Below are 22328 nucleotides of genomic sequence, written 5' to 3' on the forward strand. Positions count from 1 at the left end.
GAAGACGCAAAAAGCGCTTGTCGCTCAAAAAAGGCTTGTGCCAACCGCGGCAGCGACCGTGGCCGCCAGCGCCAGCAGCAGAAATGCGGCGCCGATGACGGTCGCTATTGTCCGTCGGCGCCGTGCGCCGCTCCAATCGTAGCTCATGTTTCGCTCCGATGACGATCCAGTCGAGGCGGCAAGATGTGCGATTCTTCTTAACAAAGTGGAAACCATGCCCGGCGCGGAGCCGCCGTCGGCAGGAGGCTATCGGCGGCGGCCGTGTTGCCGGCACCTTGCTGGTGGCCCCGTCAGTGCCGTATCGCGAGGAGCTCAGGGGAGTTGTCGCAACGCAGGCGCTTGTCGCTGCAGCGCTGATCGTTGTGACGCCGTGCGATCCGTGGTAGCTCGTCGCGCAGTTGTACGAATCCCGACGATGGGTTCGGTTACCCTGCCGTTGATTTCGGAGCGTTTTTTCGCAGTTCCGAGGATCGGGCGCGATCGGCTGACCAAGCGGCGTGCGCCTTCGGCCCACACACGTCAAGATGGAAGGAAGCGGGGGGTATCCATGCGCTGCCTGGTGATCAATCTCGACCGTTCCCCTGAGCGACTGATCCACATCGGTAGCCAGTTTTCCACCTTCGGCCTGAATTTTGAGCGCGTGGCTGCCGTTGACGGGCGAGAGCTCGATGACGCCGTGTTCGCGATGCAGCCGGTGTCGAAGCAGTGGAAGAGGATGAACAAGGCTGAAATCGCCTGCTTCATGAGCCATCGGAAGTGCTGGGCCATTATCGCGGAAGGGAGCGATGCCTATGGCGCGGTGATCGAGGACGATGTCTTCTTTTCCCCGAGCGCAACCCAGGCGCTGTCGTCATCGGATTGGATCCCGGCCGAGGTGGGCCTGCTGAAGATCGAAACTTTCCGGCAGAAGGTGTTTCTCAGCCGTGCCCGTGTGCTCGCCGATGCCGGGCGCACGATCCATGCATTGCGGGGATGCCATGTCGGCACGGGCGGCTATGTCATCTCTCGGGACTATGCAAAAAGACTGCTTGAGCTTTCGGAAGGGGCGTTTCCATGCCCTGTCGATCATTTCATGTTCGACGATGAGGTGCCGCGGCCGGACGACTGCCGCATTCATCAGCTCTATCCGGCCGTCTGCATCCAGGGCATGCTTCTCGACAGCGCCGACCCGGCGCACGGAAGCACGATCCGCAAGCCGGCCGGAGCAGCGGCTCGCGTGAAGCTGAAGCTCAAGATACATCAGAAGCTCTGGCGCGAGTGCAAGCGACTGTCACTGCAGGTGGCGGCGTTGCCGCCGTTCCTCGTGCGCAGCATTCGCTACCGCTGGACGACCGTTCCCTTTGGGTGACGGGTCGCGTTGCTGAGGCCTCCTCGTTGCCTCTCATTGCCGTAGGTGTCTAAAGCTCGCTTTCTTCGGCGTCGCGTTATATAAGCCCGGCAACACTAGATAATACCTGCTGGCGGCATGCGCGAATTTTCGGCGCTGCCCTTGCCGCGGCCATTGAACAAGAGACACACGAAAGATGACTGAGACCGCAGGAAAAGCTGCGCGCACTAAGGCGTATTTCAACGCACCGGTCTTCGCCGTTGCGCCCATGATCGACTGGACGGACAGGCACTATCGGTTTTTCGCGCGGCAGCTATCGAAGCACGCGCTGCTCTATACGGAAATGATCGTCGCCGAGGCGATCCTGCGGGGGGACAGGCAGAGGCTGCTCGGCTTTGACGTATCCGAGCATCCGGTGGCGCTGCAGCTCGGCGGTAACGATCCGGCGAAGATGGCGGAGGCGGCACGGATTGCCGAAGGCTTCGGCTGTGACGAGATCAACATGAATGTCGGCTGCCCGTCGGACCGGGTGCAATCCGGCACGTTTGGCGCCTGTCTGATGCAGGAGCCGCAAACGGTTGCCGCCTGCGTTGCGGCGATGAAGGCGGCGGTAAAAATCCCGGTTACGGTCAAGTGCCGTATCGGTGTGGACGACCAGGATCCGGAAGTGGCGTTGCGCACGCTCGTCGCGCAGGTGATCGATGCCGGCGCTGACGCCGTCTGGGTGCATGCCCGCAAAGCCTGGCTACAGGGCCTGAGCCCCAAGGAGAACCGCGAGGTCCCGCCGCTCGACTATGGCCTCGTGTATCGGCTGAAGCAGGAAAATCCCAATCTTTTCATCGGTATCAACGGCGGTCTTCAGACCCTGAATCAGGCGCTTGAGCAGCTTCCGCATCTGGACGGCGTCATGCTCGGCCGTGCTGCCTATCACGACAGCGCCATGCTGACAGCGGCCGATCGCCATTTCCCGCATCCGCTGACTGGCGCCAAGCCAATCGTCGAAGACGGAGCCACCTTCTCAGAGCGCGGCCATCGTCTCGATCTTGATTTCTGGGCGGAGGTCCGTGACGCCATGGCCGATTACGCCGCCGCGCATATCGCCAATGGCGGCCGGCTGATCCACGTGACCCGCCACATGGTCGGCCTGTTCCAGGGCTGGGCGGGTGCGCGACGCTATCGCCAGATCCTGTCCTCCGATGCGACCCGCCAGGGCGCGGGGCCGGACGTAATCCACGCGGCCTTCGACGCGGTCTTCGAGGCGACGGCGGCCAAGCAGGCGGCGGAGTAGGCGGTCATCGAGTGTGCGGGCGCCCGCGGGGCGTTCGAGGGTAAGTGCCGCAGACCTCTCCGTTTGTCGTCCTCGAGTTCGCCTGAGCGCTCATTGGGCCGCGCGTCCGGCGCAGGCTTTGCTGCGTCGAGAGAAGATGGCGCCTCTGGTTCTGGATGCTCGGGTCGAGCCCGAGCATGGGGGCTGGAGCTGCTTCTGGAGACCCGCTGCCTATAAGGCCGGGTTAGGAGCTGATCCGTGGGGGCTGAGGCGCCCCCCAAACGAAAACGGCGCCCCTTGCGGAGCGCCGTTTCCAAATGAATGTCCGACTGGACGATCCGGCTTAGGCAGCCTGGATGTTGACGGCCTTCGGGCCCTTGCCCATGCGATCCGGCTCGGTGTCGAAGGTGACCTGCTGGCCGTCCTTGAGCGTAGCGAGGCCAGCGGCCTGAACGGCGGAGATGTGTACGAACACGTCCTTCGCGCCGCCATCCGGCGTGATGAAGCCGAAGCCCTTGTCCTGGTTGAAGAATTTTACGATGCCCTTGGTGGCCATGGAAGAAGTCCTTTTCCTTCAGTCAATTTGCGTTGCCCGCGCCCCCTGGGGGATGTGGGCATCTCGTCTTCCGCTTGCAAGCGGAAAGGCGTCGAGTGGTCACGATATCGGGGAAAAGACGTCTACGGTGCCGCTGCCGGCGGTCCCGACACAAGGCCGGGCGCAGTTGAAAGTCCAGTCTCCGGGATAGAAATCGCCCGAACGGGGCAAGAAGTGACAGGATTTGCAGAAAAAGGCAAGCGCCTTGTGCGCCGCGGGAAGCCGTCCAGCCTCTGTCTTTGCAGGGCTTTGGCCCGTTCTCGACCGTCGCTTTCCGGGCAGGGAGAAAAATCGGGGACGGCCGGTTTCCGGACACAATTTCGTCCCGACCGCGACCGAACGTGCGCGCCACCAACGGGCGTTTGCGTTTTGGGGGCGGACTGCCGGGGGGAAGGCTTGCGCCTCTCCATAACACTTGCGCATCCCCGGGATAACGCGCAGGTTTTACCGAAGGTTGGTTCCGTCTTGGCCGCCGATGGCGTAGCCAGTGGCGCAGACGGGCGGCCGCGAGGACGGACGAAGTATCGCCGTGCGGACGAGGTGTCGCCGTGCGGACGAAGTATCGCCGGGGCTGAATTGGTGAGAGTGCGCCGGCCAGGTCTTGCTGGTGGCGAGAGTGACATACGGAGAGGGACAGCGTGATCGACCCTTACGAACTGCTTGGACTGGAACGCGACGCCGACAATCAGGCGATCCGCAACGCCTATCGCAAGGCGGCGAAATCCGCGCATCCGGATTCCGGCGGCGATCCCGAACAGTTCGCGCGACTGCAGGTGGCCTATGAGCTGCTCAAGGATCCGGTGCGCCGCAAGGTCTATGACGACACCGGTTACGATCCGCAGTTGGCCGACGCGCGCGATCTCAAGGGCCTGATGATGCTCGAAACGCTGGTCAACGAGTTCATCCTCGACGAGCGCGAGCCCGGCAGCTTCGATCCCGTCGCCGCCATGCGCCGCAAGCTTTCGGACGATATCGTCAAGAGCCGGTTCCACATCCTTGAGCTCGAGCGCCACCGGGCCCGCGTGCGCAAGCACCTCGACCGCCTCGGCCGCCGGCCGGAGACCGACGTGCTCGGCTCGATGCTGCGCGCCCGCTCGCGCTCGATCGCCGAGGCGATCAAGAGCACCGACGAGCAGATCAAGACGATCGAGCAGGCCTATGAAATGCTGGAGGGGTATTCCTACGAGCTTGAGGCGCTGGAGGTGAAGGCGCACGCGGCGGAGTAGGCGGCGCCGTCTCGACTTTGCCTGTGGTAAGTACGCCGGGACGACGACGACACCCGTGATCCGGACACCTGGCTGTCGGCCGGCGCGATCGCCGGCGTTGATATCACCGGCGTTCGCCTTTGTGGCACCGCTGTCCAGTCGCCTCCATCGGTGCCATAGTCTTCGTCTGTGTCCTATAGCCGGGACCTCTGCCATCGTCTGGAGCGAAGGAGAGTGGCATGAGCCGCTCACACATGCGTGCAGCCGTTCTCCTGCTGGCGACCATGCTCGCCGCCTATCTCGCGGTCAGCTATTTTCTCGTCCCGGAACTCTGGGTCTTCCATGATTCCAGGCGCAGGGCTCCGCTCAATCCCATGGTAACGTCCACGGAGCAGGGCATTCCCGGCGACCCGATCAATGTCGGGCTGGTCGGCTCCAAGGAGCAGATCATCCGCGCCTTCGCCGCGGCCGGATGGGACGCCGCCGACAAGGTGACGCTCAGGTCCTCGGTCGATATCGGCCTCAGCGTCGTGCTCGACCGGCCAGATCTCGACGCGCCCGTCAGTCCGCTGTTCTATGAGGGGCGCAAGCAGGACCTGGCCTTCGAGAAGCCGGTCGGCCACAGCGCCGACCAGCGCAACCATGTGCGCTTTTGGCAGACGACCAAGCCTGTGGAGGGCAGCGGCCCGCTCTGGCTCGGTTCGGCCAGCTTCGACCGCGGCGTCGGCCTCAGCCACGATACCGGCCAGATCACCCACCACATCGGCCCCGATCTCGATGCCGAACGCAATCTGGTCATCGACGACCTCGACAAGGCCGGGCAGGTGGCATCGACCTATGAGATCCCCGGCATCGGCGCCACCACATCGGGCCGCAACGGCGGCGGCGATCCTTACTTCACCGACGGCAAGACCTTGGTCGGAGTTCTCAAGCCGGCAGGCGAAGGGGGCGGTGCGGAGGCCGCGAAATGAGTGCCTACCGCCGCCCGCGGAGCAAGGACGCGGCAGGCGCAGAACGCGGCGATGGATCAAAGGCTTAAAGCGCAAATCTGAAAGATTGTGGCGCGGGGCGGCACAGCGGACGGCGCGCGCCCCGTCACCTACGCGTTACGGACGCCCCATGAACAGCGACAACGATGCAAAATCGTTGTGCAGGTGGCCGGCGTCGATGGCACGGCGGAAGATCGCCTCGTAGCCGTCGGTGATCGTCCGGTCGATGCCGCGGGCGGCCATCAGCTCGACCAGATGGTGGAAGGCGCCATAGTGCGGCGAGACCGAGGAAAGCGTCTCGTCGTCGGCCGCATAGCGCCCGGCGGCGCTGCGCTTGATCAGGTCGGCGACGAGGCCATCGATGACAGGCGCCGTCGCCGACCATTGTTTGCCAAGCGTTTCGAGATCGATCGCCTCGGCGCGGCAGACGGCGATCGATTGCAGCGCGCCGAACAGCGCCCCCCACATCAGGGCGAGCACCGCGCTGTCGAGCGCGTTGGCAAGGCCCGGATCAGCGCCGATATGCTGCACATTGCCGCCGAGCGCGCCGAGCACTGCGCGGCTTTCCTCAAACGCCGCGGCCGGGCCGGAGATGAGCAGCGTGCCCGCTTCGGTGCCGATGAAATCGGGCGTCGCCAGGATTGCGCCGTCGAGGTAGCGGATGCCATGCCGCCCGGCCCAAGCCTGCACCTCGCGGGCGCCGTCGGGCGTGCCGGAGCTCAGCTCGATGATCAGCTTGCCCTTGAGGGTGCCCGTGACGTCAGGGTCGCGCAGCAGGCTCTGCGTCGCCTGGTAGTCGCTGACATTGACGATGACGATGTCGGAGGCTGCGACGGCGTTGCGTACGCTGGCCGCCATTTCGGCTCCGGCTGCGGCGAGCGGTGCGGCCTTTGCCGGCGTACGGTTCCACACCGTCGTCGGGTGCCCGGCCTTGAGCAGCGCATGCGCCAATGCCGACCCCATCCGCCCCATTCCCAAAACGCTGATTGCAGGTTGCATATCCAGTCTCCATATCCTTGGTGCGGGATCGGCGCTCGCTACGCGCATCCCGCTTCGATTGTTCGAGGCGACGCATTTGTCGTCGCGGCTGAGACGTAAGACGGGACCATCGGGTCGCAATACGCACCCGCGGGTAAGTGGTTACCCCGGCGTAAGGGAGGATGACGTGACGGATGCGATGGAAAACTGCGGTTTCATGACCGCGCTGCGGGCGATCGAGGGCAAGTGGAAGGTCGATATCCTCTGCGAACTCGGCAAGGCGGCGCGCCGCTTCGGCCGCCTGCGTCAGGCGATGCCCGCCATCAGCGAGAAGATGCTGGCGCAGCAACTGCGCGAACTGGAAGCCGATGGCCTCGTCAGCCGCACCACCTATCCGGAAACGCCGCCAAAGGTGGTCTATTCGCTGACCAAACGCGGTGCCGCGCTGAACGTGGCGGCGGATGCGCTCTGCAAGTGGGGCGAGGAGTTTGGCGACGACGCAGGGCAGGTCGAGGCGAGGGCGGTTGCGGTGGGCTGACCGCCGCGACGTCGGCGTGGCCGTGGGCGGGCTCACTTTCGAGCGGCATTGGCGCCACGATGCCGCCCGCCACAGCCCCGATGTGTTGTCCGGGCCGTTGGAGCCGCGATCTTGGCGGCTGCAGCCCCGTCCATCTCTGCTCGTCACAGGGATCCCGTACCAATGCGGCCGCACGGCGGAAAACTGCGGCGGCTCGTTCCGGCAAACTTTTTGGCAGTAGGCCTTTCTCGCCGCAGATGCGGCGCTGCTGGACTCCTGTGACGGGCACAGGAATGAGGGCGGTCGGGTAATCCCGGCACTTCTTTGGCCAAGGTGGTTCGCTGCGAGCCGATTTCATGAGAGCGTCGCCGGTGACCGTCGTTACGCCCATGCAGCCACGATCTCTGCGGCTGCATCATCTCCACCCTCATCTCTGTGCCTGTCACAGAGATCCAGCCGCCGCGCGTCGGCGCGGCAGGAGATACCGACCCAGCGCACACAGGCGCTTTGGCTTGCCGACGCATCCCTCGCGCCGCAGATGTGGCGCGAGGAGGGTCCAAAACAAGCGCCGGGTTGAGGGCGGTGAGGCTGTGGTCGTCGCGGAGAACCGCTACTTCACCACCACATGGCGCTTCTTGCCGAGCGAGAGCCGCAGCGGGCGCCCGTCGACGGTCAGCAGTCCGTCGCCATCCTCGACGACCTCGCCGTCGATGCGGACGCCGCGGCCTGAGATCGCCCGCCGCGCTTCGCTCTTCGATGCCGCCAGCCCGGCCCGGACGAGAAGGTCGATCAGCATCACGCCGGCAGTGCGCTCGGCGTCGTCGAGTTCGACTGTGGGCAAGCCCGCGGCGGCTTCGCCTTGCCCGAAAGCCTGCCGCGCCGTCCGCTGCGCATGATCGGCCGCTTGCCGCCCATGCACCAGTGCCGTCGCCTCGTTGGCAAGCCGCTCCTTCACCGCATTCAGTTCCGCCCCTTGGGCGCGACCGAGCCTTTCGATCTCGTCGAGCGGCAGCTCGGTGAAGAGCTTGAGGAAGCGCACGACATCGGCATCCTCGGCGTTGCGCCAGAACTGCCAGTAGTCGTAGGGCGACAGGCGGTCCGCGTTGACCCAGACGGCGCCGGCTGCCGTCTTGCCCATCTTGACGCCCGAGGCGGTGGTCAGAAGCGGCGTCGTCATGCCGAAGACCTCGGCGCCCTCGATCCGGCGCAACAGATCGACGCCGCTGACGATGTTGCCCCACTGGTCGCCGCCGCCAAGCTGCAGCCGGCAACCGGTGCGGCGGAACAGTTCGAGGAAATCGACGGCCTGCAGGATCATGTAGTTGAATTCGAGGAAGCTCAGGTTCTCCTGCTGCTCCAGCCGCGACCTGACGCTGTCGAAGGAGAGCATGCGGTTGACGGAGAAATGTTTGCCGACGTCCCGGAGCATGTCGATCCAGGCCATCCGGTCCAGCCAGTCGGCATTGTTGACCATGACCGCATCGGTCGGCCCGTCGCCGAAGGTCAGCAGCCGCTCGAACACTTTCCTGATGCCGGCGACATTGGCCGCGATTTCCTCCTCCGACAGCATCGGCCGCGCCGCCGAGCGAAAACTCGGATCGCCGATGCGCGTGGTGCCGCCGCCGATCAGCACGATCGGCTTGTGGCCGGCCTGCTGCAGCCGCCGCAGCGCCATGATCGGCATGAGATGGCCGACATGCAGACTGTCCGCCGTCGCATCGAAGCCGGCATAAACCGGCACGATCCCGGCCGCAAAGGCGCCATCGACACCCGCAAGGTCGGTTACCTGGTTGACATAACCGCGCTCGACCAGCGTCCGGGTGATCGCGGAGCGCGGCTCAAAGGCATCGGTGGGGTTGTCGGAAATTGTCATCGGTACTCTCCGTGGCATTGCCGCCAGGGAGCACTGAACAAAACAAAGCCGCCTGACGGCGGCTTGTTTCAAGACATGATCGAAACGCGCCGCTCCCTATGGAGACGTCACATAATAGGTGGCAGCGATGAGCGCGGTGTTGATCATCGTGTGGTTGTAGCGGGGAATGGGGGAGGCGGCAAGGCCAAGGTTCCCTGCGCCACCGTGAGTACGTCGGAGTTGGCCGGGGCGCTCTCCGAGAGTCTTGACGATCGCAGAGTATTGTGCCAGGCCGACCGTCATCTCAATCAACTTTTTCTAAAGCTTCCACCAGCCGCCGAAGTGAGCGACAACGAACAACAGGCTGAGCTGCATCGTCTTGAAGGCGCCATAACCTAGCGCCGAGATTATCAAATAAAACAGGATTTGGTGTTCGGCGACGGTAAGCGTGTGGTGGCCGGGCAGTTCACCTGCGATGAAACGCGATATCACAAAGCCGGCGAAGACAGGCCCGATTAACAACATGCCGACAACGGCAGCGGCGCTTCCCCATCGATCAGTTCGCGGAGATTGTTCTCAGCGTTCGTCATGCAAACCACTCCATCGAAGTTCTACCTCACCGCCCCGGGCGCCCGGTCTTGCCCTTCGTCCGACCCTTCTGCCGCTTTTGGTCTGCCGGGTCCTCATACGACCCGACACCCGGTTTCGCCCGCGTGACGATCGGTTTTTCCGGGACGTGGCCGATGACTGGCTTTTCGGTGCGGCCGACGGTCATTTCGTCGAGGGTGTTCCGGCGGAACAGCGATTTGTCCGCGCCGGCGGGTGTCGCGACGTCGCGGCCCATTTCGTCGAGGTCGGGCTTGCGGAACAGTGGGGTCTCCGTGTCCGTGCCTGGGCCCATGTCGTCGAGGGACGGCTTCTGAAATAGGGATTTGTCGTCGGTGGATTTGGATCCTCGGGTCGAGCCCGAAGATGACGTCGAGGAGCCGGACCGCTTGCCACCCTCCTGCGACCGTGCCTCTTCCCGCGCCATCGGGTCGTCCATCGCGGCGAGTTCGGCGGCCTTGAGGCGTTTGATCTCGTCGCGCAGGCGCGCGGCCTTTTCGAAGTCGAGGTCGGCGGCGGCGTCGCGCATCTGTTTTTCCAGCGCATTGAGGTGCGCCTGCAGGTTGTTGCCGACGAGATGGCCGCCGTCGGCAAAGCCCTTGCCGGCGACGCCGGAGATGTCGGCGCGGACGTGGTCCTTCTCGTAGACCGAGTCGAGAATGTCGGAGATCTTGGCCTTCACCGATTCCGGGGTGATGCCGTTGGCCTCGTTATAGGCCATCTGCTTTTCGCGGCGGCGGCTGGTTTCGTCCATGGCGCGCTGCATGGAGCCGGTGATCTGGTCGGCATAGAGGATGACCTTGCCGTCGACGTTGCGGGCGGCGCGGCCGATGGTCTGCACCAGCGAGGTCTCGGAGCGCAGGAAGCCTTCCTTGTCGGCGTCGAGAATGGCGACGAAGCCGCATTCGGGGATGTCGAGGCCTTCGCGCAGAAGGTTGATGCCGACGAGCACGTCGAATGCGCCGAGACGCAGGTCGCGGATGATCTCGATGCGCTCCAGCGTGTCGATGTCGGAGTGCATGTAGCGCACGCGAATGCCCTGTTCGTGCAGGTATTCGGTGAGGTCTTCTGCCATGCGCTTGGTGAGCACGGTGACGAGCGTGCGGTAGCCGGCGGCCGCCGTCTCGCGGATTTCGCCGAGCACGTCGTCGACCTGGGTTTTCGCCGAGCGCACTTCCACCGGCGGATCGATCAGGCCGGTCGGGCGGATGACCTGTTCGGCAAAGACGCCGCCGGACTGTTCCAGTTCCCAGGAGCCGGGGGTCGCCGAAACGGCGATCGTGTCTGGGCGCATTGCGTCCCATTCCTCGAAGCGCAAGGGGCGGTTGTCCATGCAGGAGGGCAGGCGGAAGCCGTATTCGGCCAGCGTCGCCTTGCGGCGGAAGTCGCCGCGATACATGCCGCCGATCTGGCTGACGGAGACGTGGCTCTCGTCGATGAACAGCAGCGCGTTGTCGGGGATATATTCGAACAGCGTCGGCGGCGGCTCGCCGGGATTGCGGCCGGTCAAATAGCGCGAATAGTTCTCGATGCCGGCGCAGGAGCCGGTCGCCTCCAGCATCTCGATGTCGTAGCGGGTGCGCTGCTCCAGCCGCTGGGCTTCGAGCAGGCGGCCGCCCTTTTCCAGCTCGGCAAGGCGGTGGACCAGCTCTTCCTTGATCGCCTTGATGGCGCCGTTCAGCGTCGGGCGTGGCGTGACATAGTGCGAGTTGGCGTAGATTTTTACCGATTTCAGGTCGCCGGTCTTCTGGCCGGTCAGCGGGTCGAACTCGGTGATGGCGTCGATCTCGTCGCCGAACATGGAGATGCGCCAGGCGGCATCCTCCAGGTGGGCCGGGAAGATTTCGATGGTATCGCCGCGCACGCGGAACGAACCGCGCTGGAAATCCATGTCGCGGCGCTTGTACTGCTGCGCCACCAGGTCGGCGAGCAGCTGCCGCTGGTCGAGCCGGTCGCCGACGCTCATCTGGAAGGTCATGGCAGTATAGGTCTCGACCGAGCCGATACCGTAGATACAGGAGACCGAGGCAACGATGATGCAGTCGTCGCGCTCGAGCAGCGAGCGGGTGGCCGAGTGGCGCATGCGGTCGATCTGCTCGTTGATCGAGGATTCCTTCTCGATGAAGGTATCCGAGCGCGGCACATAGGCTTCCGGCTGGTAGTAGTCGTAGTAGGAGACGAAGTACTCGACCGCGTTGTCCGGGAAGAAGTTCTTGAACTCGGAATAGAGCTGGGCGGCGAGCGTCTTGTTCGGCGCGAGGATGACGGCGGGGCGCTGCGTCGCCTCGATCACCTTGGCCATGGTGAAGGTCTTGCCCGAGCCGGTGACGCCGAGCAGCACCTGGCTGCGCTCGCCGGAGTTCAGGCCCTCGACGAGATCGGCGATTGCCGTCGGCTGGTCGCCGGCCGGCTGGTAGTCCGACGCCATGCGGATTTCGACGCCGCCTTCGGATTTCGGCGGCCGGGCCGGGCGATGCGGCGTCCAGAGCTTGCCGTCCTTGAACAACGGGTTGCCGCTCTCGATCAGCGCCGAAAGCGCCTCGACGGTGGCGGTGACGCCCGAGGTGGAGGTCAGCTTGGCGGCGTCTTCCAGCGAGACGTCGAGGCCGGCCACCGGATTGAGGCCGGCGGCGGCGCGGGTCTTCGGGTCGGTCGAACCGCCCATGGAGGTGCCGCGCGCCGACTTGCTGCCAACGATCTCGACCTTGCCTTTCTTGCCCGCCTTCTTCGGCCCCGCCTCGTCATCGGCGCCCGCTGCCTTGCGCGCCGCCTTGGAGGCGGCGATCTCCACCGTCTTGCGGTGCTTGCCGGCCTTGGAGGCGATCTGGCGCTGGGTTTCGAAGGCCGAGGCTTCCGCGTCCGCCTCAAGCTGCTTCACCCAGTCGGAAACATTGCCGGATAGAGGCGTGCCTGACAAAGGCGCCTGCGGCGCTTCTTCGAAACCGGACGGGGTGGAGGGCTTCGGCGGGGCATTCTTCGGAGCTTTGGTCATGGCGGGGAATATGGAGAGAGTCCGGCGGAAAGTGAAGAGGCGAGGGAGTACAAAAGGGCAACATTTCGCCCCGGGTTGCCGAAGTCGATTCCGGCGCCGTTTGCGCCTTGAATCGCGGGCTTCAACCGAGGCGGGTCGGATTCCTGTCGCATTGTAACCCTTACGGTTGCGGGCCTGACGCAGCGTTACCCCGATTGGGCGAGAAGACAGCCAAGCCTGCCGCGTGATAACAATAGTTCTTTGGAGGGTGCCATGTTCTGCTTGCGTGGTGCCGCACTTGGGCTTTGTGCCGTGGTCCTTGGTCCGATGTCCCTGTTTGCCGCCGAACCGGTCGGCAAGGCAGTGGAGATCCGGACAGCGGTCAACGGTGCGCGGGGTGCGATTGCGGTCAGAGACCCTGTCTACAAGAACGAACGGATATCGACATCGAAGTCCGGGCTCGGGCAGTTTGTCTTCGAGGACGGCACCAAGCTTGCCGTCGGCTGGGGGTCTTCCGTCGTCATCGACAAGTTCGTCTATGACGACAAGAAGTCGGTGAAGAAGCTGACCATCATGGCCGCCAAGGGCACGTTCCGCTGGATCAGCGGCAAATCCGGCCATTCCGCCTATGAAATCGTTACGCCGGCCGGCACCATCGGGGTGCGCGGCACCGCCTTCGACTTCTTTGTCGGCCCGGATGGCACCACCGCTGTGGTGCTGCTCAGCGGCGCGGCGGATTTCTGCGGTCCAGGCGGCTGCCGGCAGCTGACGCAGCGCTGCGATTGCGTTGTCGCCAAGCCTGGCCGGAGGGCCACCGAACCGAAACGGGTCAGCCGCACGACGTTGAAATCCCTGGGCAATGCCCAGGCGCTGCCGTTCCTCTCCGGAGGTCAACGCCTGTCCGGAGCGATCGGCTGGGTGGGCGGCGGTTGCGGGCTGCGCGCGGCGCAGTTCGAGGGCACCACCCGTACCATCCCAGAGCAACCGGCTCGCGTTGAAGAAAAGCCGCGTGAAGAGAAGCCGCCGCCGGAAGAAAAGCCCCGGGATCCGGGCCCGCAGCCGGAGAACCCCGGCGATCCCGGACCGCAGCCCCAGAACCCGGGCGATCCCGGCCCGCAGCCGCAAAACCCGGGTGATCCCGGACCGCAGCCCCAGAACCCGGGCGATCCCGGCCCGCAGCCGAACAACCCCGGCGACCCAGGACCGCAAGACGGCGGTGGCGGCGATCAACCGAGCCAGGATCAGGGGACGCAGGATCAGGCCCCAAGCCACGATTGAAGGGGCGGCGAAGGCTTTGCTGACGCGCGCCTGATCTCAAAGCCGAACCGGTGCGCCTCGCCGCCTTCCTCTGGCGAGCCGTGTTTCTTGAAAACTGCTCTGAATCAGAAGGCTGCGGTCGTTTCCGCATGTGCTCTGTGAGGTGGCTTTCGGCTGCCGTGGGCAAGATCATTCGGCAGGACGCTTGGTGTTCTCGTCGGTGGTCTGGGCGAAATGGTCGGCGCGGCGGCCGATCCGGGCGTAGAAACCGGCGAGTGCCGGCGTCAGCGCCGCTGCCTTCAGCTTGGCGGCGTTGACGATGCTGCGGCTGGTCTGCGTCCGAGCGCCGAGTGCGGCGACCAGCCGATCGTGCAGACTACGCAGATCCGCGAAGGCGGGTGAGGCAGCGAGGTTTTCGTCGCCGGCGACGGCGTAGACCCGCGTTCGCGTCGTCTTGCCCTTGAGCCCGAGGGAGCCGGCGTCGAGCATGGCATGGTCCGGCAGAGCCTGGGCGGTCGCCTCGGACACCAGAATGTCGATGTTGACGTCCTTGCAGGCCGCTTCGATGCGCGCGGCGATGTTCACGGTGTCGCCGACGGCGGAATAGTTGAACCGCGTCTCGGCGCCCATGTTGCCGACGCAGGCAAGCCCGGTGTGGATGCCGATGCCGATGCGCACTTCCTGATCGGCACCGAAGCCGAAGGCATTGTCGGCGTTCAGCCGTGCCAGCGTCTCGCGCATGCCAAGCGCTGCACGCACTGCCTTTTGCGGATGGTTGGCGACGTCGACCGGCGCATTCCAGAAGGCCATGATCGAATCGCCGATGAACTTGTCGAGCGTGCCCTCGTTGGCCAGCACATGCCGGCTCAGCGCATCGAGCAGCGTGTTGAGAAAGGCGACGACCTCGGTCGGCGTCATGCGCTCGCTCATTTCGGTGAAGCTGCGCACGTCGACGAACATCACGGTGAGCTCGCGATCGTCGCCGCCGAGGCTGAGGGCATTGCGCGTATGCTCGATGCGGTAGAGCAGCGACGGCGAGAGATAGCGGCCGAAGGCCTGCCGCACCTCGCGGCGTTCGCGATCGGTCACCAGGAAGCGGTAGGCAGTGGCCGCGAAATGGGTGATCGAGGCGGCGAGGATCGGCGCCAGCGGATCGAAAAGCCGTCCGCCATAGTAGAAGGCGATCCAGGAGGCGACGAGCGCCAGCGCCGTCACTGCCATGCCGCAGACGAGTGCGACCACGGGGCTGACGAAGGTGGTGAGCAGCACCAGCAGCGTTCCGGCGAGCGCGATCGAGAGGATTTCGAGCCCGTTCGCCCAATCCGGGCGCGAAAGATAGTGACCCGACAGGATCTGCTCGACGATCTGCGCGTGGATCGAAACACCGGGCACGTTCTGGCCGAGCGCGGTGGTGCGCACATCCTGCAGTCCGGCCGCCGAAGTGCCGATAAAGACGATGCTGCCTTCGATGCCGGCGCGGATATCCGGCGAAGGCTCGCCGTCGGCGAGAATGCGGCGCGCCGAGATATAGCGTTCCGTCGTGTCCGGCGTGACATAGAGCCAGACCTCGCCGGTCGACATCAGCGGTACGACGAAGTCGCCGATCTTGACGGCGGTCAGCGTGTTGGCGACGTCTGGTGCGGCCGCCAGGACATAAGTCGAAGCACCCTGGGCCACCCGCAGGGCCTCCATGGCCAGGCTCGGATAGAACTGCTGGCCGTCGCTCAGGAATAGCGGGGCGGTGCGCACCACCGCCGAAGACGAGCCGGGATTGAGGCTGATGTGGCCGAGGCCGGCGGCATTGGCCTCGAGCTGCGGCCTGAGCGGCGTCGCGGCCCGCAGGCGCGGCGGCGCTTCGTTGGCGCTTTCGCCGGTCAGGGCAAAGCCGGCCTTGACCGGCGGCAGGTAGCTGCCCTCGTTGGTCAGGCCGAAGCCGAGAACCACGGGCTTGTCGCGGATCGCCTCGGCGAAGATCTCGTCATTGTCCGGCAGGGCGGCAAGGAAGGATGGATCGACGCCGCCGACATCGCGCACCACCGTGCGCGGCGACAATCTGTCCGGCTCGGCAAAGAGCACGTCGAAGGCGATCGCGGCCGCACCCATCTCGCTCAAGCGGTCGGTCAGCTTCGCCAGCCGATCGCGCGGCCAGGGCCATTGGCCGAGCTCGCGCAGCGACGCCTCGTCGATGTCGATAATCTTGACCGGCATGGGCTCGAAGCGGCGCGGCGCAATGCGCTGGTATTCGTCGAAGGTGACGTCGCGCGCCTGGCGCAGCAACTGCGGATCCTGGGCGCGCAGAATGGTGAAGAACGCCACCACCGTCATGCCGATCAGAACCCCGAACAGTTGCGATCGTGTCATGGCGGCCTACGGAACCATGGGCAGGCCCGCCTTGACGAGCCCGTCGTTGAAATGCGCGTGGTCGGCAGGATCGACATAGGCGGTAAAGAAGCGCCAGTAGCGCGGCACGTCGCTCGGTGCGTTGGCGATCGCTTCCGGAAGAAGCTTGCGCGCCTCATCGATGCGGTCGAGCTGGCCGAGACAGGTGATCAGCATCACCAGGTTGAAATAGGTGCGGCGCAAGAGCAGCGCCCGTTCGGCGCAGCGCAGGGCTTCGTCGTAGTTGCCGAGATGGTAGTGGGCGAGCGCCATGCGGTTGAGGAAGAGATAGGTGAGCGGATCGTGCGGGCTCAGCCGCAGCGCCTTGTGCAGCGGGTCCAGCGCCTCGGCGAAGCGGCCGATATAGATGCGCGCCCAGCCGAGCGCCATGTGGGCGAGCGCGAAGTTGGAGTTGATGTCGATCGCCTGTTGCGCTTCCTCGACCGCGGCGTGCGGCCGCTGGGCCGCGAAGTTGGCGAGACACATGACATAGTGACAATAGGGGTCGTGATCGTCGATCACCACCGCGCGCGCGGCCTCCGCCTGCAGCTCGGCGCTGTCGCGGTCGATGTCCTTGCTGAAGCCGAAGAAGCAGCGGGCAAAGAGCGAGCGGGCGAGCATCATGTGCGCGCGGCCGAATTCCGGATCGAGGGCGATGGCGCGGCGCTGCCATTCGATCGCCTCGTCGAAATGCACGGCGGAATCCTGCGCGTTGTGCAGCAGGGTGCCGCGCATGTGGCATTCATAGGCGCCGAGATTGTCGGTGCCCCGCAATTGCGCGCGCCGGTTTTCGCCGATCAGGATCTCCGGCTCGATTGCCGCGACCACATGCTGGGTGATTTCGTCCTGAATGGCGAAGAGGTCGGCGAATTCACGCTCGTAGCGCTGTGCCCAGAGGTGGTTGCCGGTCTCGGCCTCGATCAGCTGGCCGGTAACGCGCACGCGGGAGCCGGACCGGCGCACGCTGCCTTCGACGATGTAGCGCACGCCGAGATCCCGGCCGATCTGTTTGACGTCGACGGCGCGGCCTTTGTAGGCGAAGGAGGAGTTGCGCGCGATGACGAAGAACCATCGGTAAAGCGACAGTGCGGTGATGATGTCCTCAGTCAGTCCGTCGGCGAAGAAATCCTGCTCGGGATCGCCGGACATGTTGACGAAGGGCAGCACCGCAATCGATGGCTTGTCGGGCAGGGAAAGCGGCATGCCGGGCAAGTCGCCGCCCGCCGGGTTCTCGCGCCACTCGACGCGGTGGACCAGGACCGGACGCGGTATGTTCTTCAGCGCGCGCTCGCCGAGGCGCTGCATCGGAAACTCGAGCTTGCCTTCGATCTGGTCGTGGAGCGCGCCGGAAATGCAGATGTCGTTCGGCTGCGCCACCTGCTGGAGCCGGGCGGCGACATTGACCCCGTCGCCGAGCAGATTGCCGCCGTCGACAACCACGTCGCCAAGATTGAGGCCGATGCGGAACTCCATGCGCCTTTCTGGCGGTAGGTCGGCATTGCGGCGCTGAAGGGTTCGCTGGATGGCGACCGCCGCCCGCACGGCCTGCACGGCGCTCTGGAATTCCGCGACCAGGCTGTCGCCGGCCGCGCCGAAGACGCGGCCCCCGTGCTCCGCAGCAAGGCCGGAAATCGTCTCGCAGTAGGTGGCCAGGGTCGCAAGCGTGCCTTCCTCGTCGGTCGCGACAAGGCGACTGTAACCAGCGACATCGGCAGCAAGGATCACGGCGAGCTTCCGTTCCAAGGCGGCGGGCCCCTCCTGCGGCATCTGGTCAGAAGGAAATTAAGCGTAACTTAAATTAGAAACTCCGAGAAGCGTAAATCGCCCTGATCGGGCCTGAAGACGCTGCACAATGCGTAAAAATGCTCCGCGCGGCTTCTACGCGAGATTGTACTCGCCGGTGCTTCCGCGGAGCGGCCGATTGTGCAAGGTTCGCGGCCTTCATGCCGCCGCGCTTGGTTCAGGCCGGCAACCTCTATCGCGCATGGGATCAACAGTGATGGCGCCTTTTTCCATTCGCCGGCTCACCTCCAGTGATGCCGAGGCCTATCGGGCAGCTCGGCTAGACGGCCTGCTGAAGCATCCCGAAGCCTTCGGTTCATCTTACGAGGATGAGGCCAGCCGGCCGATCGAGGTCACAGCGGAACGTCTTGATAGCGGCTTCGTCCTCGGCGCCTTCGATAGCGATGAAAAGCTCATGGGTGTTGCTGGCCTCGCGATCCAGACGGCGACAAAGGCAAAGCACAAGGGGACCCTCTGGGGCATGTATGTCTTGCCAGAGGCACGAGGAACCGGGCTATCGCGTTTGCTAGTCGACGGGATTATCGCCGAAGCGCGGGGCAAGGTGGAGCGGCTGTTGCTGACTGTCGTCTCGTCGAACGCTGCTGCCCTCAACCTCTACCGGAAGGCGGGATTTGTCGAATACGGCCTGGAACAGCGCGCGCTGCGGGTTGACGATGCCTATTTCGACGAGATGTTGATGGCGTTGCCGCTTTAAGCGGCGTGGTGGTCAGCCAGGGAACACGCAGCGGGGTCGACGCGGCGCAGTGCGGCGGTAGGATGGCGCCATCATGCCGCTGATTCGACCCACACGCGAAAGCGACCTTTCTCTTCTGCCCGCCATCGAGCGCTCCTCCGGCGAGGTGTTCCGCACCGTCCCCGAGCTTGCCTGGATTGCCGACGACGACGTGCAATCGGCAGAAGCTCATCGCGAATTCCTGCGCACCGGACTATCGGTGGTAATGGTCGACGCCTCCGATCGGCCGATCGCTTTTCTTTGCGCTACGGTTGCCGACGATGCCATGCACATCTGGCAGCTTGCCGTCGAGGCGGAACGTCAGGGGCAGGGGCTTGGGCGCACGCTGATGCTGGCGGCAATCGCGCATGCGCGCGTGACGTCACGCGCCGCCGTCACGCTGACGACGTTCCGCGATCTTGCCTGGAACGAGCACTTCTATCGCAAGCTCGGCTTTGTGACGCTCGATGCGGGCGAACTCGATCCGCGTCTTGCCGAAATACTTGCCAACGAGGCGGCGCACGGGCTGCCGGCAGAGCGGCGCTGTGCCATGCGGCTGAAGCTCGCTTGAGGGCGCAAGCCAGCATTCCGGAAAGCCGGCGCTGAAAGAAGCTCGCTCGGGCGCGGTTGTGGCCGCGCTACCGTCTGATGGCGACCACCTGGCCGCGTGCGAACTGCGAGACCCTGACGCCGCCGGACTGGTTGCCGCCGATCAGCTGGGCCGTCGATTTCGACAGCATGGACAGGATGCCGACGTGATAGCCGCGGCCGGTGCGCACGACGACGACGTCGCCGGGACGGGCATAGGAGAGCTTCACGGGCGCGCCAAAACGCAGCCAGGAACGGGCGATGCCGAAGCTCTGCGGCGGACTGCGCCCGGCCTTGCGGGCGACCATGCCCATGAAGTGGCCGCACCAGGGGGTGCGGGCCGGGTTGATGCCGAGCGCTGCACGAAGGGTCTTGTTGTTCTTGACCTCGTGCAGGCCCTTGTATTGCTGCGCCTGGGCAAGCATGCCCGCATTGGCGAAATCAGGTGTCAGTAGCGCGACATAGGCAGCCGCAAGAAACGCCAGGACCTTCATGGTCAGGTCTCCTTGACAAGTTGCTTGGTGCGAACGGTCGGGGCGGCCTGGCAATCGCCGGCATGGCACCCGGTTGCTCAACGGTTTCCAATGTTGGGCGGGGAGATATCAGCGGACGCGCGCGTGCAGGCGTTGAAAACGCCGCATCAGGCACGCCGGCGAACCGCGGCAAAACGCGGAGCCAGCTTCACGGCAACTGCCGTTTCGAAGTGTGGTATTCCCCTGTCTGCCCCGTCGGGCAGCAAAGCTTCATTCACCATGCGCCGGTGCAAAATTGTGGCAAAACCCGTAAAATATTAGGGCAGGGATTGCTAATCGCCGAAATAGCTGATGCGAAACGGCGATTCGCCGCGTCAGACATCAAAAAAATAGTGGGTCGGTGCCTTCCAAGGCAGGTCTTTACGCCGGAGAAGCGGCGGCACTTGCGCGCCTACGGGGCGGCGGCGCATCGTCACAGCGTGATTCGCACGCCGAGGTTCTTCATGTCGTTCACCCTTTCTCCGGCCTATCTCTGGCCCGTTCTTCTGCTCCTGATCTCCAACGTCTTCATGACCTTTGCCTGGTACGGGCACCTGAAGTACACGTCGTCGCCGCTTTACATGGCGATCGTCGCCAGCTGGGGCATTGCCTTCTTCGAATATTGCCTGGCGGTGCCGGCAAACCGCATCGGCCACCAGGTCTATTCGGCGGCCCAGTTGAAGACGATGCAGGAGGTGATCACGCTGATCGTCTTTGCAGCCTTCTCCGTCTTCTGGCTGAAGGAGTCGATCGGCTGGAACCATCTGGTCGGCTTCGCGCTGATCGCGGCCGGTGCTTCCTTCATCTTCAAGGGCTGACGCACCCCCAACGGACACGAAGAAAAAGGCAGGGCGTAAACCCTGCCTTTTCAGCGAAAAGCGGTTTGTCGTCGGCGTTGCGGTAACTACATCACCGCCGCCACGGCCGGGGCCAGATGCGGCCAGACCTCGACTGCGCCGCGATAGATCATGTCGAGCGCGACATAGAGGATGATCACGAGACCGATATAGGCGATCCAGTGATAGCGGTTGAGCAGCCGGGCGATAAAGCCGGCGGCGATGCCCATCATGGCGATCGAAAGCGCAAGGCCGATTACCAGGATCGTCGGATGTTCGCGGGCAGCGCCGGCAACAGCGAGCACGTTGTCGAGCGACATCGAGACGTCGGCGACGACGATCTGGATGGCCGCCTGCATGAAGGTTTTCCTGGGCGCCTCGGAGCCTTGTCCGCTTTCGCCCGCCGCGTTTGCTGCCTGCTGTTCGCGAATTTCTCGCCACATCTTCCAGCAGACCCAAAGCAGCAGGATGCCGCCGGCGAGCAGCAGGCCGATGATTTCGAGCAGTTGCACCGTGACGCTGGCGAGCGCGATGCGCAGCACCGTGGCGGCGATGATGCCGACGAGAATGACCTTCTTGCGTTGGTCCGTCGGCAGGCCAGCGGCGGCAAGACCAATCACGACGGCGTTGTCGCCGGCGAGAACGAGGTCAATGACGATGACTTGAAGAAGCGCCGCCAGGCCGGCAGCGGTAAAGATTTCCATGATGCAACAGTCCCCCGACCTGCATATGCGAGATATAGATATGACTAACGGATAAAGCACTGCCGTGCCGCTGGATCAAGACCACTGGACGGAAATCCTCAACGACGGCCCTGCCGCGTCTCAATCGAGAAGATCGAAAGCCCGGTACATCCAGACGAGCTGGTAGGCGACGGCTGCGACGACGAAGACCGCGTGAAAGCGGCGGTTCGGGGTCCAGGCGGCGGCAATGCAGAGCAGGATGTAGGCGGTGTTGCGCGCCGGGTACTCAAAGCCGTAGGACGCGAAATAGGCCTTTCCCTTCAACGCGGTGTCGACGAGATCGACCGCAAAGGCAAGCGCCAGGGCACCAAAGAACCAGGCCCGGCGCGACATGAAATAGTGTTCGTAGTCGCTGTAGTCGTCGAGCGTCGTTGGAAACAGCATGACGCAGAGAAAGAAGAAGACGCAGCAATAGAGGACGACGAAGAGGTAGACGCTGACATCGATCACCGCCAGCGAATGCAGGTGGAACTCCCACCACCAGAAGTGCACGAGGAAGACGAACATGAACAGGACCCAGCCAAGGTGGATCCAGTAGACGCGCGTCTTGCCGGGATGCTGGACGAAGAGTGCAATGCCGCTCAAGAGCCGAGCGAGGCTCAGGCTGACGATCATGCCCATGACGACGCGGATATGCGAGAAGATCTCCGGGTCGGTATGGGCAGGCTCCATACGCCGCGCTCCTATTCTTCCGCCGGCACCGGCTTCGGTTTGCCGTTCTCGTCGAGCGCGACCATCACGAAGATCGCGTCCGTCACCTTTTCCATCAGATGCGAGAGATAACGCTGCGCCCAGGCTTCGACCTTGAGCGTCATCGAGGTGCGGCCAACCTTGACCACGTCCGTATAGATGCAGAGCGTGTCGCCGATCTTGACGGGCAGCGCGAAGGCCATTTCCTTGACAGCCGCCGTCACGACGCGGCCGCGGGCGCGTTCTGCCGCGCGGATGCCGCAGGACAGGTCCATCTGCGCCATCACCCAGCCGCCGAAGATGTCGCCCGCCGCATTGGCATCGCCCGGCATGGCGAGCGTGCGCAAGGTGAGTTCGCCGGTCGGTCTCGTCTGTTCGGTCATGCAGCCTGTCTCCCTGTTGGAGACAAGATGTAACCCGAGCGCACTTGTGGAGGGAAGACCCCGCTGCCGCACAAATGCCGGCAACGTCCTTGAGGTGCCGGCTCGTTATACTTTCGCA

General features: G+C 64.4%; 21 protein-coding genes. 9 read left to right on the forward strand and 12 right to left on the reverse strand.

The features are described 5' to 3' along the window. Positions 1-24: 24 nt before the first annotated feature. Positions 25-147 (reverse strand): hypothetical protein, encoded by a 123-nt coding sequence (locus ASE71_RS37420; RefSeq protein ID WP_255380892.1) that lies wholly within the window; start codon positions 145-147, stop codon positions 25-27. A gap of 400 nt (positions 148-547) precedes the next feature. On the opposite strand from ASE71_RS37420, the gene ASE71_RS22680 reads away from it, so the two are divergent. Together ASE71_RS22680 and dusA are read left to right on the forward strand one after the other, a co-directional pair. Continuing rightward, positions 548-1348, forward strand: a complete 801-nt coding sequence (locus tag ASE71_RS22680) for a glycosyltransferase family 25 protein (RefSeq protein WP_060520647.1) — start codon at positions 548-550, stop codon at positions 1346-1348. Positions 1349-1523: 175 nt separating this feature from the next. Continuing rightward, complete coding sequence (dusA, locus tag ASE71_RS22685) at positions 1524-2615, forward strand: tRNA dihydrouridine(20/20a) synthase DusA (protein WP_060520648.1); 1092 nt, start codon at positions 1524-1526, stop codon at positions 2613-2615. A 322-nt stretch (positions 2616-2937) separates the two neighbouring features. On the opposite strand, the gene ASE71_RS22690 is transcribed toward dusA, so the two are convergent. Continuing rightward, the gene (locus ASE71_RS22690) at positions 2938-3150 is read right to left on the reverse strand and encodes a cold-shock protein (protein ID WP_034788487.1); all 213 of its coding nucleotides are present in this window, start codon (positions 3148-3150) and stop codon (positions 2938-2940) included. A gap of 677 nt (positions 3151-3827) precedes the next feature. On the opposite strand from ASE71_RS22690, the gene ASE71_RS22695 reads away from it, so the two are divergent. Both ASE71_RS22695 and ASE71_RS22700 read left to right on the forward strand, forming a co-directional pair. Beyond that, a complete protein-coding gene (locus ASE71_RS22695) occupies positions 3828-4415 on the forward strand; it encodes a J domain-containing protein (protein WP_034788490.1) in 588 nt (195 codons plus the stop codon). Between the two features lie 218 nt (positions 4416-4633). Next, entirely contained in the window at positions 4634-5365 is a 732-nt protein-coding gene (locus ASE71_RS22700; protein WP_060520649.1) for an LssY C-terminal domain-containing protein, read from the forward strand. A 135-nt stretch (positions 5366-5500) separates the two neighbouring features. Here the strand turns inward: ASE71_RS22700 and ASE71_RS22705 are convergent, their stop codons facing one another. Further along, positions 5501-6382 (reverse strand): NAD(P)-dependent oxidoreductase, encoded by an 882-nt coding sequence (locus tag ASE71_RS22705; protein ID WP_060520650.1) that lies wholly within the window; start codon positions 6380-6382, stop codon positions 5501-5503. A 166-nt stretch (positions 6383-6548) separates the two neighbouring features. Between ASE71_RS22705 and ASE71_RS22710 the strand changes: the two genes are divergently transcribed. Continuing rightward, positions 6549-6899, forward strand: a complete 351-nt coding sequence (locus tag ASE71_RS22710) for a winged helix-turn-helix transcriptional regulator (protein WP_226020687.1) — start codon at positions 6549-6551, stop codon at positions 6897-6899. A 589-nt stretch (positions 6900-7488) separates the two neighbouring features. Here ASE71_RS22710 and tyrS read toward each other — a convergent pair. The 3 genes from tyrS to uvrB form a co-directional block, all read right to left on the reverse strand. Continuing rightward, a complete protein-coding gene (gene tyrS / locus ASE71_RS22715; protein ID WP_060520652.1) occupies positions 7489-8751 on the reverse strand; it encodes a tyrosine--tRNA ligase in 1263 nt (420 codons plus the stop codon). Positions 8752-9048: 297 nt separating this feature from the next. After that, entirely contained in the window at positions 9049-9255 is a 207-nt protein-coding gene (locus tag ASE71_RS22720; RefSeq protein ID WP_060520653.1) for a hypothetical protein, read from the reverse strand. A 91-nt stretch (positions 9256-9346) separates the two neighbouring features. Next, the gene (uvrB, locus tag ASE71_RS22725) at positions 9347-12328 is read right to left on the reverse strand and encodes an excinuclease ABC subunit UvrB (RefSeq protein WP_060520654.1); all 2982 of its coding nucleotides are present in this window, start codon (positions 12326-12328) and stop codon (positions 9347-9349) included. Between the two features lie 252 nt (positions 12329-12580). On the opposite strand from uvrB, the gene ASE71_RS35180 reads away from it, so the two are divergent. Further along, on the forward strand, positions 12581-13585 hold the full coding sequence (locus ASE71_RS35180) for a FecR domain-containing protein (RefSeq protein WP_082566463.1): 1005 nt from the start codon (positions 12581-12583) through the stop codon (positions 13583-13585). Between the two features lie 168 nt (positions 13586-13753). On the opposite strand, the gene ASE71_RS22735 is transcribed toward ASE71_RS35180, so the two are convergent. Both ASE71_RS22735 and ASE71_RS22740 read right to left on the reverse strand, forming a co-directional pair. Further along, positions 13754-15925: a CHASE2 domain-containing protein gene (locus ASE71_RS22735; protein WP_060520655.1), complete on the reverse strand. Its 2172-nt coding sequence runs from the start codon at positions 15923-15925 to the stop codon at positions 13754-13756. A 6-nt stretch (positions 15926-15931) separates the two neighbouring features. After that, positions 15932-17686, reverse strand: a complete 1755-nt coding sequence (locus ASE71_RS22740; protein ID WP_060520656.1) for an adenylate/guanylate cyclase domain-containing protein — start codon at positions 17684-17686, stop codon at positions 15932-15934. Positions 17687-17942: 256 nt separating this feature from the next. Here ASE71_RS22740 and ASE71_RS22745 point away from each other — a divergent pair, with 256 nt between their 5' ends. Together ASE71_RS22745 and ASE71_RS22750 are read left to right on the forward strand one after the other, a co-directional pair. Then, positions 17943-18440, forward strand: a complete 498-nt coding sequence (locus ASE71_RS22745) for a GNAT family N-acetyltransferase (protein ID WP_060520657.1) — start codon at positions 17943-17945, stop codon at positions 18438-18440. A gap of 73 nt (positions 18441-18513) precedes the next feature. Next, positions 18514-19029 carry a GNAT family N-acetyltransferase gene (locus ASE71_RS22750; protein WP_060520658.1) on the forward strand — a complete coding sequence of 172 codons (516 nt, stop codon included), beginning with the start codon at positions 18514-18516 and terminating at the stop codon, positions 19027-19029. Between the two features lie 67 nt (positions 19030-19096). On the opposite strand, the gene ASE71_RS22755 is transcribed toward ASE71_RS22750, so the two are convergent. Beyond that, positions 19097-19540, reverse strand: coding sequence for a TIGR02594 family protein (locus ASE71_RS22755; protein WP_034795245.1), 444 nt, complete (start codon positions 19538-19540; stop codon positions 19097-19099). Positions 19541-20022: 482 nt separating this feature from the next. On the opposite strand from ASE71_RS22755, the gene ASE71_RS22760 reads away from it, so the two are divergent. After that, the gene (locus tag ASE71_RS22760; protein ID WP_034795307.1) at positions 20023-20376 is read left to right on the forward strand and encodes a DMT family protein; all 354 of its coding nucleotides are present in this window, start codon (positions 20023-20025) and stop codon (positions 20374-20376) included. A gap of 86 nt (positions 20377-20462) precedes the next feature. Here ASE71_RS22760 and ASE71_RS22765 read toward each other — a convergent pair whose 3' ends face one another. From ASE71_RS22765 to ASE71_RS22775, 3 genes are all read right to left on the reverse strand, one after another. Then, positions 20463-21098: a TerC family protein gene (locus tag ASE71_RS22765; protein WP_034795244.1), complete on the reverse strand. Its 636-nt coding sequence runs from the start codon at positions 21096-21098 to the stop codon at positions 20463-20465. 120 nt (positions 21099-21218) lie between these two features. Further along, positions 21219-21809, reverse strand: coding sequence for a hypothetical protein (locus tag ASE71_RS22770; protein WP_034795242.1), 591 nt, complete (start codon positions 21807-21809; stop codon positions 21219-21221). 11 nt (positions 21810-21820) lie between these two features. Continuing rightward, the gene (locus ASE71_RS22775; protein WP_043626011.1) at positions 21821-22210 is read right to left on the reverse strand and encodes an acyl-CoA thioesterase; all 390 of its coding nucleotides are present in this window, start codon (positions 22208-22210) and stop codon (positions 21821-21823) included. Between the last annotated feature and the right edge of the window lie 118 nt (positions 22211-22328).

This window comes from Ensifer sp. Root954 (assembly GCF_001429005.1).
Taxonomy (GTDB): Bacteria; Pseudomonadota; Alphaproteobacteria; order Rhizobiales; family Rhizobiaceae; genus Ensifer; species Ensifer adhaerens.